Annotated in this window: 12 protein-coding genes; 3 read left to right on the top strand and 9 right to left on the bottom strand. The window is 72.4% G+C overall.

The annotated features are described in order from the left end of the window. On the bottom strand, positions 1–1,107 hold a 1,107-nt coding region (locus tag DQW85_RS36625), incomplete at its 3' end, for an AAA family ATPase (protein ID WP_162795670.1). Beyond that, a complete protein-coding gene (locus DQW85_RS36620) occupies positions 1,108–2,241 on the bottom strand; it encodes an exonuclease SbcCD subunit D (protein WP_113704326.1) in 1,134 nt (377 codons plus the stop codon). A 107-nt stretch (positions 2,242–2,348) separates the two neighbouring features. Here DQW85_RS36620 and DQW85_RS36615 point away from each other — a divergent pair, with 107 nt between their 5' ends. Next, positions 2,349–3,842, top strand: a complete 1,494-nt coding sequence (locus DQW85_RS36615; RefSeq protein ID WP_113704325.1) for an alpha/beta hydrolase family protein — start codon at positions 2,349–2,351, stop codon at positions 3,840–3,842. Here DQW85_RS36615 and DQW85_RS36610 read toward each other — a convergent pair. Then, a complete protein-coding gene (locus DQW85_RS36610) occupies positions 3,815–4,744 on the bottom strand; it encodes an alpha/beta hydrolase (RefSeq protein WP_113704324.1) in 930 nt (309 codons plus the stop codon). The genes DQW85_RS36615 and DQW85_RS36610 overlap by 28 nt on opposite strands. 243 nt (positions 4,745–4,987) lie before the next feature. Here DQW85_RS36610 and DQW85_RS36605 point away from each other — a divergent pair, with 243 nt between their 5' ends. Further along, positions 4,988–6,499: an LCP family protein gene (locus DQW85_RS36605; protein ID WP_240197669.1), complete on the top strand. Its 1,512-nt coding sequence runs from the start codon at positions 4,988–4,990 to the stop codon at positions 6,497–6,499. Here the strand turns inward: DQW85_RS36605 and DQW85_RS36600 are convergent. The 4 genes from DQW85_RS36600 to DQW85_RS36585 are packed head-to-tail and all read right to left on the bottom strand — an operon-like array spanning position 6,474 to position 9,817. Then, positions 6,474–7,430 carry an asparaginase gene (locus DQW85_RS36600; protein ID WP_113704322.1) on the bottom strand — a complete coding sequence of 319 codons (957 nt, stop codon included), beginning with the start codon at positions 7,428–7,430 and terminating at the stop codon, positions 6,474–6,476. The genes DQW85_RS36605 and DQW85_RS36600 overlap by 26 nt on opposite strands. After that, positions 7,423–8,262 (bottom strand): amino acid ABC transporter permease, encoded by an 840-nt coding sequence (locus DQW85_RS36595; RefSeq protein WP_240197668.1) that lies wholly within the window; start codon positions 8,260–8,262, stop codon positions 7,423–7,425. The genes DQW85_RS36600 and DQW85_RS36595 overlap by 8 nt, the downstream gene beginning before the upstream one ends. A gap of 5 nt (positions 8,263–8,267) precedes the next feature. Beyond that, on the bottom strand, positions 8,268–8,912 hold the full coding sequence (locus DQW85_RS36590; RefSeq protein WP_113704320.1) for an amino acid ABC transporter permease: 645 nt from the start codon (positions 8,910–8,912) through the stop codon (positions 8,268–8,270). Continuing rightward, on the bottom strand, positions 8,912–9,817 hold the full coding sequence (locus DQW85_RS36585) for a glutamate ABC transporter substrate-binding protein (protein WP_240197667.1): 906 nt from the start codon (positions 9,815–9,817) through the stop codon (positions 8,912–8,914). The genes DQW85_RS36590 and DQW85_RS36585 overlap by 1 nt, the downstream gene beginning before the upstream one ends. A gap of 106 nt (positions 9,818–9,923) precedes the next feature. Between DQW85_RS36585 and DQW85_RS36580 the strand changes: the two genes are divergently transcribed. Further along, on the top strand, positions 9,924–11,069 hold the full coding sequence (locus DQW85_RS36580; RefSeq protein ID WP_240197666.1) for an ROK family transcriptional regulator: 1,146 nt from the start codon (positions 9,924–9,926) through the stop codon (positions 11,067–11,069). 60 nt (positions 11,070–11,129) lie between these two features. Here DQW85_RS36580 and DQW85_RS36575 read toward each other — a convergent pair whose 3' ends face one another. After that, positions 11,130–12,134: an enolase C-terminal domain-like protein gene (locus tag DQW85_RS36575; protein ID WP_205315677.1), complete on the bottom strand. Its 1,005-nt coding sequence runs from the start codon at positions 12,132–12,134 to the stop codon at positions 11,130–11,132. A gap of 111 nt (positions 12,135–12,245) precedes the next feature. Further along, positions 12,246–13,418 (bottom strand): mannose-6-phosphate isomerase, class I, encoded by a 1,173-nt coding sequence (gene manA / locus DQW85_RS36570; protein WP_205315676.1) that lies wholly within the window; start codon positions 13,416–13,418, stop codon positions 12,246–12,248. Positions 13,419–13,499: the final 81 nt, after the last annotated feature.

Raw genomic sequence — 13,499 nt, 5'->3', positions numbered from 1 at the left:
CGCCTCGGCGCGCTGGCGGGCGGCTGTGATCAACGGCAGCACGCGGTCGGCCCGGGCGGCGTCGTCCAGCACCGCCTGCAGGTCGGCGCGCTCGTCGGCGCGTTCGTCGAGGGTACGGCGCAGCGTCAGCGCCTCGGCGTGGCGGCGCTGCCGATCGGCCAGGGCGGACGCCCGCTCGAACCGGGAGCGCACCTGACGCAGCGCCTGCTCGGACTCGGCGTGGAGCGTGACCGTGCGGGCGACGACGGCGTGGGCGGCGTCGAGCAGGGCACCGGCCCAGCGCAGGGGATCTTCCTCGGGGCTCGGCTCCTCCCCCGCGACCGAGGGCCCGGCGCCGGCCGGAGAGGCGCTCTGGGATCCGGTCGCCGAGGCGGGGGGCGGCGAGTCGGCCGGAGAGGCGGCTGGAGAGGCAACCGGAGCGGCGCTGGGGTGGAGGTCGTCGCCGGCGGCCTCCTCCAGGCGCTGGACGGCGAAGTCCACCTGCTGCCGCAACTCAGACTGCTCCCGCCACATCCGCTTGCGGTGCTCGGCCAGCCAGGACTCGGCCTGGGTGAACACCTTGACGGTGAAGAGGCGTTCGAGCAGCTTGCGGCGGTCGTCGCCGTCGGCGCGCAGGAAGCGGGCGAAGTCGCCCTGCGGCAGCATGGCGACCTGGCAGAACTGGTCGGCGTTCATGCCGAGCAGCCCGCCGATCAGGTCGCCCGCCTCGTCGGATCTCGTGGTGAGAGCCTGCCAAGCGGCGCCGGCCCGTTCCTCGACGACGACCTTGGTCTTCTCCTCGGTGAACCCCGATCCGCGCAGCTTGGGCCGCAGCCAGGCGGGTGAGCGGCGGACGCGCAGGGTGCGCCCCCGGATCGACACCTCCAGCGCGACGGACGGGCCGGTGGACGGCGGGGCGTGGTCGCAGCGCAGGGCGCGGGCGCTGTTGCGCTGGCCGGGCACCTGGCCGTAGAGGGCGAAGCAGAGCGCGTCGAGGATCGTCGTCTTGCCCGCGCCCGTCGGCCCGTGGACCAGGAACAGGCCCGCCTCCGCCAGCGCGTCGAAGTCGACGGTCTCGGTGCCGGGGAAGGAGCCGAAGGCCGTGAGGGAGAGCCGGTGCGGCCGCATCTACGCCATCGTCTCCTTCGCCCTCGACTCCTCGATCGCCCGTCTTAGCAGTTCTTCCTCCTCGTGTGCGGCAGGCTCGCCGCGCACCTCGCGGACGAAGTCGAGCGCCACCTCCGCCTCGGGCCGCCCGCTCAGCCGCACCTGGTGGGCGGCCGGGGCCGCGCCGACGGGGGCGAAGGAGAGCGCGAGGGTGTGCGGGAAGCGGGCGCGCAGCCGGTCCATGGCCGACTTGGGGCGGACCGGGTCGGTGAGGACGACCTGCAGCCAGTGGTTCTCGTACGGCGTGTGGGAGGGCGAGGTGAGCAGGTCGTCGATCAGCCCGCGGAGCACGCCGACCGGGCGCGGCACCGGCGCGGGCACGAAGTCGGCGGACCCGACCCCGGCCGACGGCCCCCCGGGGTCGAGCGTCACCAGCCACGACCCCTTGACCTGGCCCGCCTCGGAGAAGGAGTAGGCCAGAGGGGAGCCCGAGTAGCGGACCGTCTCCGACATGCGCTGGCGGCCGTGCAAGTGGCCGAGGGCGACGTAGTCGACCCCCTCGAACGCCGCCAGCGGCACGTGGGCCACCCCGCCGACGCTGATGTCACGCTCGCTGTCGCTGGCCTGCCCGCCGGTGACGAAGGCGTGGGCGAGGACGACGGAGGCGCGGTGGCGCGCGGCGTCGGCGCGGACGCGCGCCATAGCGTGGGTGAGCGCGGCGGTGTGGCTCCGCTCGGACAGCTCCCAAGGGGCGCGGACCAGCTCGGGCTCCAGGTAGGGGATGCCGTAGAACGCCACGCCGTCGACGGTCACCGGATCCCAGGCGCGTGACGGGTCGGTGCGCAGGTGCACCCCCGCCGCGTCGAACAGGTCGGCCCCGAAGCCCAGGCGCCGCGCGGAGTCGTGGTTGCCGCTGATCAGCACGGCGCGGGCGCCAGCGGAGACCAGGCGGCGCAGCGCCTCGTTGCACAGGGCCACCGCGTCCACGGGGGGCAGCGCCCGGTCGTAGACGTCACCCGACACCGCGACGACGTCGACCCGCTCGGCCCGCACCGTCTCGACCAGGTGGTCGATGAACGCCGCCTGCCCCTCGATCAGGCTCTCGCGGTGGAACGAGCGCCCGAGGTGCCAGTCGGAGGTGTGCAGGATCCGCATGTCGCAGGAAGCTAACAGTTCCCGCCGACAAATGCGGTCCCCTCTGGAACACCGCCCGGGAGTAGGCTGGATGATCGAGGGGCAAACCAACGCACATGGGGAGGCCAATGCGCAGGGGCCGTGGCACCTTGAGCGTCGCCGCCGGCCTGGTGCTGGTGGCTCTGGCCTCCGTCGGCTACGTTCTGCCACCGGGGTTCGACCCTCCGCCGTTGCGGGCCGACGAGGAGTTCGTCACGCTCGCCGCGCAGCCGGCCGGCGAGCTGCGCCCCGTGATCGCGATCGACCCTATCAGCCGGCGGGAGATCTCCGTCCCGGCCCAGGGGCAGGCCCTGGAGGGCACGGTCCGCGCGCCGCTCAGGCCGGGGCGCCATCCGGCGATGGTGTTCGTGTCGGGTTCGGGCAACGGGTCGCGGGAGGAGTTCACGGAGCAGGCCGAGTTCCTGGCGAAGGCCGGCGTGGTGACGCTCGCCTACGACAAGCGGACGATCGGCTACAACTTCCGCGACCGCGACTTCGGGCTGCTGGCCGACGACACGCTGCGCATGGTCTCCTACCTGGCCGCGCGCCCCGACGTGGACCCCGCCCGGATCGGGCTGTGGGGCGTGAGCGAGGGCGGCTGGGTGGTGCCGATCGCGGCGGCCAGGAGCTCCGCGGTGGGGTTCGTGGTCCTCGTGTCGTCGCCGAACGTCTCGCCGCTCAGGCAGGTGGCGTGGGCGCTGAACGAGCAGCTGCTGCGCCTGCGCGCCCCGATCGGCGTGCGGGACCTGCTGACGCGGGCCATGGGAGCGGTCGGCTTCGACTTCCTGCGACATGACGCGATGCCGGCCATGCGCCAGGTCAGGCAGCCGGTGCTGGCCCTGTACGGGACGACCGACCCGTCGATACCGTTCGTGGAGTCGACCAGGGCGCTGACCACGGCGCTGGCGGAGGGCGGCAACGACCGCTACACGATCCGCTTCCTGGCCGGGGGCGACCACGCGATGCGGGTGAACGGCGGCCCGTTCACCCGGGGCTATCTGGAGACGCTGACCAACTGGATCGAGGGGCTGCCCGGCACGGCGGTCCCGAGCGTGCACCTGGCGGGCGCGACCCCGGTCCAGCGTTTCGAGGCGAGCGACGTGCCCGCGGCGCCGTGGTACGCGGGCGGCACGATGCTGGGGCTGACGATCTGCCTGGCCGCCGTCGGCTACGTGGCCGGCCCGGTCGCCGTCATGCTCGTACGGCTGCGTGGCCGCTACCAGGTGCCCGCGGAGACGAACGCGAGGCTGTGGCAGCCGATCAAGCGCAGGCTGAGCAGGATGGTGTGGACCGGGCTCGGGCTGCTGCTGTCGGTGGTGGCGTTCATCACGGTGCTGGTGCTGTTCTCGGTGAACCAGGCCGGGGCCTGGCCCGCCGTGCTGACCGGTTGGCTGATCGTGCGCGTGCTGGCCGTGCTGATGCTCGTGCAGGAGGTCACGGCGGTGGCGGCGGTCGTCGCGGGGCTGCGGGAGGGCATGCGGCCGAGCCGGTGGCAGCACGTGGCGATCGCCGGCGTGCTGGGCGGCACGGGGCTGCTGCTGGTGGCGGCGGCGTACTACGGGCTGTTCTCATTCCCCTGGTGACTCCCGACGTAGGCGGTCGTCCAGCGGTCGATCTCGGCGAAGACCTGCTTGCGCACGGGTTCGGCCGACAGCACCAGGTCGTGCAGGCCGTCGGGCACCCGTACGCAGGTGACGTGCGGCCCGAGCGCGGTGGACCAGCGGGCGATGTGGCGCGGGTCGAGCACGATGTCGGCCGACTGCGCCTCGGGGACGAAGTCGCGCACCCGCAGGCCCTTGGTGGAGGCGAGCACGAGCACGGGCACGTCGACCGCGAGCCCGGCGTGCAGCCGCCGCTGCGCCCGGCGGATGGCGGCGAGCCACATGGCGTGCACGGAGAAGCCGCCCAGGGGTTTGAGCTCCAGGTCGTAGTCCCACTCGCCCTGGTGGGAGCGGTGCAGGGTCTGGCCGTAGACCGTGCTGATGCCGAGCGGCAGCGGCCGGCGGCTGTAGGAGAGCGGCGTCCTGAGCAGGTCGGCGGCCAGGCGGAGCGGGGTGGGCACGTTGAGGTCGAAGAACGGGCTGTTGAGCACCATTCCCTGCACCAGGCCGCGTCCGCGGACCCGGTCCGCCCACAGCGCGGCTATCAGGCCGCCGGTGGAGTGGGCGTTGACGGTGACCTCGTCGTGATCCTGCCTGATCAGGCGGACGGCCTCGTCGATCTCGGGGAAGTAGTCGGTGACGCTCCTGATCAGGCCCCTGGTCTGGTGGGGCAGCAGCGACCTGCCGTACTTGCGCAGGTCGAGCGCGTAGAAGTCGACGCCGCGGCCGAGGTAGTGCTCGGCCAGGTGGTCCTGGAAGAAGTAGTCGGTGAAGCCGTGCAGGTAGAGGACCGCCCTGCGGGACCCGGCCCGCCTGGAGACGAGCGTCGCGACGACCTCGCCCTCGAAGTCGGGCGGCATGGGCAGAACGGTGATCTCGTACATGTTAGACACGATAAGGGCACCCTGCCCCGCGGACCCTTTACGATCAACATTCCGTGCATGGCAAAGGTGCGCGCGCGGGGCGGCCGGGGGCGGTTCAATGTGACGACGTCGCGGCGCTCGCCGTCAGGGGATCCGAGGGTGCCGCCAGATGTTCACTCACACATAACGACATATTTCGCATTGGGTGCGTAGGCTGCCGCCTCGATTCGGCCTACGGTGTGGCCAGCGGGGAACGGGGATGGCGTGACGCAGGCAACGAAACCGGTGGGCGCCTGGGCGGTCCTCGGCTGGCTGGCGCTCTCGGCGCTGGTCCCCGGGGCGGCGCACCTGCGCATGGGCTGGCGCAGGACGGGGCTGGCCCTGCTCGGCTGCTACCTGGCCGGGATCATCGCGCTGCTCGGGGTGGCGCTGACGACGGACAACCTGCTCGGCACGCTGACCGAGAACTCCTGGCTCACGGCGATCACCGTCGGCTCCGCCGCACTCGGGGTGGCCTGGTTCGTGCTGGTCGTCCACTCGTTCGTCGTGCTGCGGCCCGGCGGGCTCGCGCAGAGCGGGCAGATCCTGACGGGCACGCTGGCCGGGCTGATCGCCGTGGCGGTGGTGCTGCCGTTCGGGCTGACCGCGCAGTACGTGTGGGCCTCCCGGCAGATGCTCAACAGCATCTTCGACGACCCCGCGACCGGCACCCCGAGCGCCGGGGAGAGCGTGCGGCCGGAGGACCCGTGGGCCGGGCGGCAGCGGGTCAACATCCTGCTGATCGGCGGCGACGCCGACGACCACCGGACGGGCGTGCGCACCGACAGCATGAACGTGGCCAGCGTCGACCTCAGGACCGGCAACACGGTGCTGATCAGCCTGCCCCGCAACCTGGAGAACGTCCGGTTCCGTCCCGGCACGCCGATGGCCGCGCGCTTCCCGGGCGGGTTCCGGCTGCCCCCCGACCCCGGCGGCGGCCGCAGCGACCTGCTGAACAGCGTCTGGGAGTACGCCGACGCGCACCCGGAGATCTTCGGCGGGAAGCAGCGCCAGGGCCCCAAGGTGCTGATGGACACGATCGGCTACACCCTCGGCCTGAAGGTCGACTGGTACGCCCTGGTCAACATGTGGGGGTTCGCCCGGCTGATCGACGCGATCGGCGGGGTGCGGCTGCACGTCGAGCAGGACGTGGTGTTCGGCAGGTACAACGAGGGCCTGGTCAAGGCGGGCACGCGCAAGCTGAAGGGCGCCGACGCGATGTGGTACGCGCGCTCGCGCACCTTCAGCGACGACTTCACCAGGATGCGCCGCCAGCGCTGCGTCATCGGCGCGCTGCTGAAGCAGGCGGACCCGGCCACGGTGCTGACCCGGTTCAACCAGATCGCGCTGGCCACCAAGGAGCTGATCAGGACCGACATCCCGCGGCCGATGCTCAAGCACCTGGTGCCGCTCGCGCTGCGGGTCAAGAACGCCAAGGTGACGAGCGTCCAGTTCGTGCCGCCGCTGATCAACACCGGCTACCCCGACTGGGAGAAGATCCGCGAGATCACCAGGAAGGCGCTGCGCGACTCCAGCGTCTCCCGCCCGCTCGCGGCGAGCGCCTCGCCCTCCGCCGGCGCGCCCGTTTCGCCGACGGCGTCACCGACGCTGTCAACGACCGGCGCGCCCTCCTCCTCCCCGGCCGGCTCCCGCAAGCCGGTGACGAAGAAGACGCCCCGGCCGGGCTCGTCCCCGGGCACGGCGACGGACCTCACCGCGGGTTGCGGAGCGGTGTGACGATCCGTCCCACCGGCACCCCGCCGCCCAGCACCTCCACCGTCTCGAACGCCTCGGCCGGCGACACGTCGCAGCCCATGAGCCGCAGCACGGCCAGGGCGATCATCGTGGTGGCGCGCGGGCTGCCGTCGATCACCTTGACGGCGGCCGAGTGCCCCGCGTCCAGCACGACGACCAGCACGCCCTCCGCGCCGCCCTTCGCCACCGCGCCGGGCAGCGCCCGCATGAGTTCGGTGTTCTGGTGGCCGGTGCCGCCGACGTACTCGGGGTGCTCGCGCATGGCGTCGGCGACCTGGCGGGGCCCGCTGCCGGGCGGTGCGAGCACGAGCGCCTGCGCGGCCCGCGCGAGGCCGGTGAGCGACAGCCCGAACAGCGGCGTGCCGCAGCCGTCCACGGCCACGTGGACCGCTTTCTCGGCGGCGAGTTCCTCGGTGATCGAGCGCACCCGCCGCTGGAGGGGATGTCCCGGCGACAGGTAGGAGGGCACGTCCCAGCCGTTGGCCACGCAGGCGGCCAGCATGGCGGCGTGCTTGCCCGAGCAGTTCATGCGCTCGCGGGACGGGCCCAGGCCCTGCCTGATCAGCTCGCGCGCCGTCGCCTGGTCCTCGGGCCACGAAGGCGGGCAGGCCAGCGCCTCGAAGCCGAGCCCGTAGTCGGCGAGCAGCTCGGCCGTCAGCCGTACGTGGAAGTCCTCGCCGGTGTGGCTGCCGGCGGCGATGGCCAGGCGCGGCCCGGGCAGCGCGGCGCCCGCGGTGAGGCAGGCGAGCGCCTGGAACGGCTTGCCGGACGAGCGGGGCAGCACCGGCGCGTCCACCGGGCCGAGCGCCACCTCGGCCCGGCCCGACGGGTCCAGGCCGACGGCGCCGCCGTAGTGGACGCTCTCGGTGAACCCCGAGCGCACGACCTCGGCGAGTACGGCGTGCTCAGGCACGTGCGGAGCTCCTTCCCGGTGAGGCGAGGCCGGCCGAGCTCCGGCGCTGGCGGGCCTCCAGCGTGCGGGCCAGCTTGGACAGTGACAGGTTGACCGCGAGGTAGACCAGCGCGACGACGATGTACGTCTGGATGAGCAGCCCGTTGTAGTTGGCCAGGACCCTGCCGCTGTAGAGCAGCTCGCCGTAGCTGACGACGTAGCCGAGCGAGGTGTCCTTGAGCAGCCCGACCGACTGGCTGACGATCGAGGGCAGCACCCGGCGGGCCGCCTGCGGCAGCACGATGAGGCGCATGGTGCGCCAGCGCGTGAGGCCGATGGCGAGGCCGGCCTCGGTCTGGCCGCGTTCGACGGACAGGACGCCGGCGCGGAAGATCTCGGCGAAGGCCGCCGCGTTGGACAGCGTGAGCGGCACGACGAGCTTCCAGAACAGCGGCAGGTCCAGCCCGTAGCGCGGCAGGGCGAACAGCACCACGTAGACCAGCAGCAGCGCCGGGACGGTCCGGACCACCTCGACGTAGGAGGCGGCGGGGCCGCGCACCCAGCGCCGCGGCGACAGCCGTCCCAGCGCCAGCACGAGCCCCAGGGCCATGGAGAGCGCCGCGGAGACGACGGCGGCCAGCGCCGTGGACCACAGCCCTGTCAGGAGATATCGCCACATGGGCCAGGTGCCGTACGGCTGCCACCTCGCCTGGTCGAGCTGGCCGTTGGCGGCGAACTGCCGCACGGCGAGCACGGCGAGCGCGATGACGGCGAGCACGCCGAGGACGGTCGCGACGCGGATGCGGCGCCTCGCCCGTGGTCCCGGCTCGTCGAACAGGACGGTGCTGGTCACGCCGCTCATCGCAGGATCACCAGCCATCTCTCCAGCCGCCCGGTCACGAAGCCGACGCAGGCGGCGATGAGCGCGTAGGCCACCCCGGCCCCCACGAAGATCGGGATGGGCTGCGCCTCGACCAGGTTCACCCGCTGCGCGGCCGCGGTCAGGTCGACGATGCTGACGGCGCCCGCCAGGGCGGTGTTCATGGTGAGGGCGATGGCGATGTTGCCGAGCGGCTGCACGACCGTGCGCAGCGCCTGGGGCAGGATGACGTGCCGCAGCGACTGGGTGAACGTCAGCCCGATCGCGCGGGCCGCCTCGCCCTGCCCCTTCGACACCGAGTTCACCCCGGAGCGCAGGGCCTCCCCGATGTACGCCGCCTCGTACACCGAGATGACCGCGACGGCCGTCACCAGTGGCTCGGCCTTGAGCCCGATCGTCGGCAGGCCGAAGAACGCCAGCACGAGCAGCACCAGCAGCGGCAGGTTCTGGAACGTCTCGACGTACGCGGTGCCGATGGCGCGCAGCACCCGGACGGGGCTGACCCGCAGGGCGGTGACGAGCACGCCCAGCACCGCCGCGCCGAGGAACGACGCGGCGGTGAGCTGGATCGTCACGATCAGTCCCTGCCACAGTTCGGGCAGGTGATCGAGGAGTACGGACATCAGGACCCCGGTACGGAGCCGATCCTGGGCGGCTGGGGTGCGTCGCCCGTCACGACGGTGCCGATGGAGTCCTTCCAGATCCGCTGCCAGACGCCGGCCGCCTGGATCTTGCCGAGCCAGGCGTTGACGAACGTCTTGAACTGGTCGTCCCCATGCTTCAGGCCGATCCCGTACGGGTCGACGGTGAAGGGCTTGGTGACGATCGAGATGGACGGGTCCTTCTTGGCGGCGGCGATCAGCAGTGTCTCGTCCTGGACGTAGGCGACGCCGCGGTCCTGGGTGAGGGCCTGGAGGCACTCGGGGTCGCTGCCGAAGGTGATGATCTCGGCCTGCGGTGCCAGCTTCTTGATCGCGGGGATGGCCGGGGTGTTGGCGCCCGCGATCACCTTCTTGCCGTTCAGGTCCTCCGGCTTGGCGATGCCGGAGGTGCCCTTCTTCACCGCGATCGTCAGGCCGGAGGTGTAGTACGGCCCGGCGAACGCCACCTGCCTGGCCCGCTCCTCGGTGATCGTGTACGTCTGGAAGACGACGTCCACGGTGCCGTTGCTGAGCAGTGCCTCCCGGGTCTCCGACGCCGAGTTGACGATCTTCACCTTGGGCCGGCCGATGATGTACTTCGCCAGCGCCTTGCCCAGCGCCGCGTCGAAGCCCTCGACCTCGCCGGTGGCGGGGTTCTGCTGGGAGAGGAGCGGGGCGTCGAGGGAGCCGCCGACGATGAGCTCGCCGCGCTGCTTGATCTTCTCCATGGTGGAGCCGGGCAGGATGTCGGAGGCGGCGGCGACGGGCGCCTGGCCGATGACGTCCGTGCCGCTCTTCGACGGGCCTGGCACGGCGGGACTGCTCGCCTCACCGCAGGCCGCCAGGCCTAAGAACGAAACGGCGACGACAGCGATAATCTTCTTCATGAGCATCCACTTCCTTCGATGTCGAAGATAAAGCGGACCGTAGTGGTAGAATTCGTACTAAGTCAATACGTTGTTGGTCGAAGTAGATTGATGGTATTCATCTCACATGAAGCAGCGGCTGCCCGTGCAGGGTGCGCAGGGGGACCTGTTACGGCTCGTCGCCACAGGTAGGGCCGAGTCACGCGCCGACCTGGCCCGTCTGTCGGGGCTGGCCGCGTCCAGCGTCTCGCTCCGGGTGGAGGAGCTGATCGAGGCGGGCCTGCTCGCCGAGGAGGGCTCGGGCACCTCGCGCGGCGGGCGCAGGCCCAGACGCCTGTCCCTGTCGTCCGCGGCGGGGGTGCTCGCCGTGGCCGACCTCGGCGCGCACCACGTCCGCCTGGGCCTGCTCGACCTCAGCGGCGCGCCCCTGGTGGTCGAGGAACGTCCCTGCGAGATCGCCGACGGCCCGGAGGCCACGCTCGACCTGCTGTCCGACTCCTTCGAGCGGCTCCTCGACGAGCACGTGCCGCCCGGCGTGCCGCTGCGCGGCGTCGGCACCGGCATCCCGGGGCCGGTGGACCCGGCGACGCTCCGCGTGGTCACGCCGTCGCGCATGCCCGGCTGGAACGAGTTCCCCGTGGCCGAGCACCTGCGCGCCCGCTACGACCTGCCCGTGCTCGTGGAGAACGACGCCAACCTCATGGCCGCCGGCGAGGCCCGCTCGTGGCCCGGCCACGAGAACCTCATGGTGCTCAAGGTCGGCACCGGCATCGGCTGCGGCGTGATCGTCAACGGCCGGCTGCACCGGGGACGCGGCGCGGCCGGCGACATCAGCCACGTGCGCGTCCTGTCCGACTCCTCGGTGATCTGCGCCTGCGGCCACCACGACTGCCTGGAGGCCTACGCCAGCGGCGCCGCCCTGACCTCCGCCCTGGCCGACGCGGGCATCACCGTCGCCCACACCTCCGGCATCGTCGGCCTGGTCAACGACGCGGTCCCGGAGGCCACCAGCATGGTGCGCAACGCGGGCCGCCGCATCGGCGAGGTGCTCACGGTGCTGGTCAACTTCTTCAACCCGGACGTGGTGGCCGTGGGTGGCAGCCTCTCGGCGGCCGAGCCGCTCATCACCTCGATCCGGGCCGCGGTGTACGAGCGGTGCCTGCCGCTGGCGACCCGCGACCTGGAGATCGCCCCCGCCCGCGCGGGCCGGGACGCCGCCCTGCTCGGCGCCGGCGCCCTCCTCCTCGACGCGGCCCTGTCGCCCTCGGGCTGAGGACCCCGTCCACGCGCCTCCCTTGTCGCGATCAAGGCAGGGCCGGGGATCACGCGGGCGTCACGCGCGGAAGTGGTCCTTGGACAGGCGGCGGACCCGGGCCTCGTCGATGGTGTGGCCCAGGCCGGGCTGGGTGAGGGGCACCGCGACGACCCCGGCGTTCGCCCCCACGATGGGCGTGACGATCTGGTTCTGGCGGGGCGGCTGGGTGACGTCGCAGGGCAGTGTGCAGCCCGGCAGGCTGGCGACCGCCACCGTGGCCGCCCTGGCCAGGCCCGCTCCCTGGCCGCCCGCGCACTGGATGTCCCAGCCGGCCGCCGCCGCGCGGTCGTGGGCCCGGCGGGCCTCGGTGAGCGTGGGGAAGGCGGAGGGGCGCAGCAGCAGCACCCGGGCCGCCCGCAGCGTCAGGTAGTCGTCGAGGTCGGCCGCCGAGCGGACCTCGACCGCGACCGAGGCGGCCACCTGGTCCTGGAGCTCGGCGTGGGCGTGGACGTCGGCGACCGGGAAGGGACGCTCGATGACCTGGATGCCGTAGGAGTCGAGCGCCACGAGCTGCCCGCCGTCGGCGTAGGCGCCGCCGCCGTCGACGGCCAGCGTGAGCGCCGGGTACGCCTGCCGTACGGCGCGCACCGGCTCGACGTCCCAGCCGGGCCGGACGTCGAGCGTGACGTGGCCGTAGCCCGCGCAGACCTGCTGGTTGACCCGGGTGACGAGGTGCTCCACCGACTTGTCGGGCTCCAGGCGGACGGTGGCCATCAGCGAGGTGCGGGTGCCGCCGATCGCGTAGGCCAGCGGGACGCCGCGCATCCGGGTCCACAGGTCCCAGCAGGCCATGTCGACGGCCGAGTCGGTGGCGGGGACGGCGTCGGGGTGCTCCCAGTCGAGGCCGACCAGCAGGGCGCCGAGCGACTCCTCCAGCCTGGACCAGGTCTTGGGCTGTGGGGCGAGGGCCTCGCCCCACCCCGTCATGCCCGCGTAGTCGGTGAGCTTCACGAGGAGGCTCTCCGAGCGCCTGCCGGAGGGCAGGACCAGCCGGAAGACCTCAAGCTCCCGCACTCGCGGCATTCGTCCCCCTCTTATGACGCGGTTCCCTCCATAGTGCCCGCCGTCGCGGGCTGGGCAAAACGGGGCCCACGCGGCGCGCCCGGTATCCGGAGGAGGGCGCGGTCACGGTCATCAGGTGACCGGGGCGGCGGGGACCGATGCCCGGAAGCCCGACCCGTCGCCTTCGATCAGCAGCTCGTCGTCGCCGTCGTACGGCACGAACAGCGCCTCTCCGGGGCTCAGGCGTTCGACGGTGCGGCCTCGGGTGACGAGGATGGAGCCCGCGATGCAGAGGATCGCGCCGGGGCCGGGGCTCGGCACCTTGATGACGGGTCCCGGGCGCAGCCTGGTCAGCTGGAACTGTCGCGCGGGAGTGGGATACAGCTCCTCGCCTGTGGGCAGCGTCAGCGGCTCCACCACTTCAGGCCGCGAGGGGGTGAAGTCGGTGACGGCCGCGAGTTCGGCCTTGTCCACGTGCTTGGGGGTGAGGCCGCCGCGCAGCACGTTGTCGGACGACGCCATGATCTCGACAGCGGTCCCGCGCAGGTAGGCGTGGATGGTGCGCGGCCGGGCGTACAGGGCCTGTCCGGGCCGGAGCGTGATCAGGTTGAGCAGGAGCGAGGTGACGCACCCCGGATCGTCGGGGTAGTCCTCCGCGATCTTCGCTGCCGTGCGGTGCGCCGCTTCGGGACCGCCCCCGCGCACCTCGGCGACCAGGGCGGATCGATCGTCGTCGGGCCAGGAGTTGAGCAGGCCGAATGCTTCCTCAAGGCCACGCCGCTCGAGTACGTCCGCGACGCGATGCAGCCGCGTACCGTCGAGATCCCGCAGCAGGCGGACGGCGTCCCCCGGCTCACGGAAGCCGCAGAGCGCGTCGAAGGAGGTGAGGGCGTAGAGCAGTTCGGGCTTCGGCCAGTCGTCGCGGTAGTTGCGTCGCGGGGCGTCGCGCGGGATGCCGAGCGCCTCCTCACGAGCGAACCCGCGTGCGGCCTGCTCCGGGTCGGGGTGCACCTGAATCGACAGCGGCTTCGCCACCGCGAGGATCTTGAGCAGGAAGGGCAGGCGGTCGTGTCCGGGGCCCAGCAGGCCCGCACGGTCCGCCTCGATCGCGGCCAGCATGTCCGTTCCCGTGGCGATCCTGGACGGCGCCGCCGGGTGTGCCCCGATCCAGACCTCCGCTTCGGGCTCGGCACTGGGCACAGGTCTGCCCTGCAGTTCCGCGATGGTCGTCCGCGAGCCCCATGCGTAGTTGCGCACGGGGTTGTCCAGCCGGTGGAGCCGAATGTCGCCGGGCGTGGTTGCCAAAGTCAGCACTTCCTTAGGGACTCGAGCTCCTGGACTCCGACACCGCGGCGTCGCGTGTCCCGGGACGTCTCCCGGGACACG

The organism is Nonomuraea lactucae, assembly GCF_003313395.1.
Classification (GTDB): domain Bacteria; phylum Actinomycetota; class Actinomycetes; order Streptosporangiales; family Streptosporangiaceae; genus Nonomuraea; species Nonomuraea lactucae.
The sequence above is the reverse complement of the archived record's forward strand: the minus strand, read 5'-3'. Positions and strand labels throughout refer to the sequence as shown.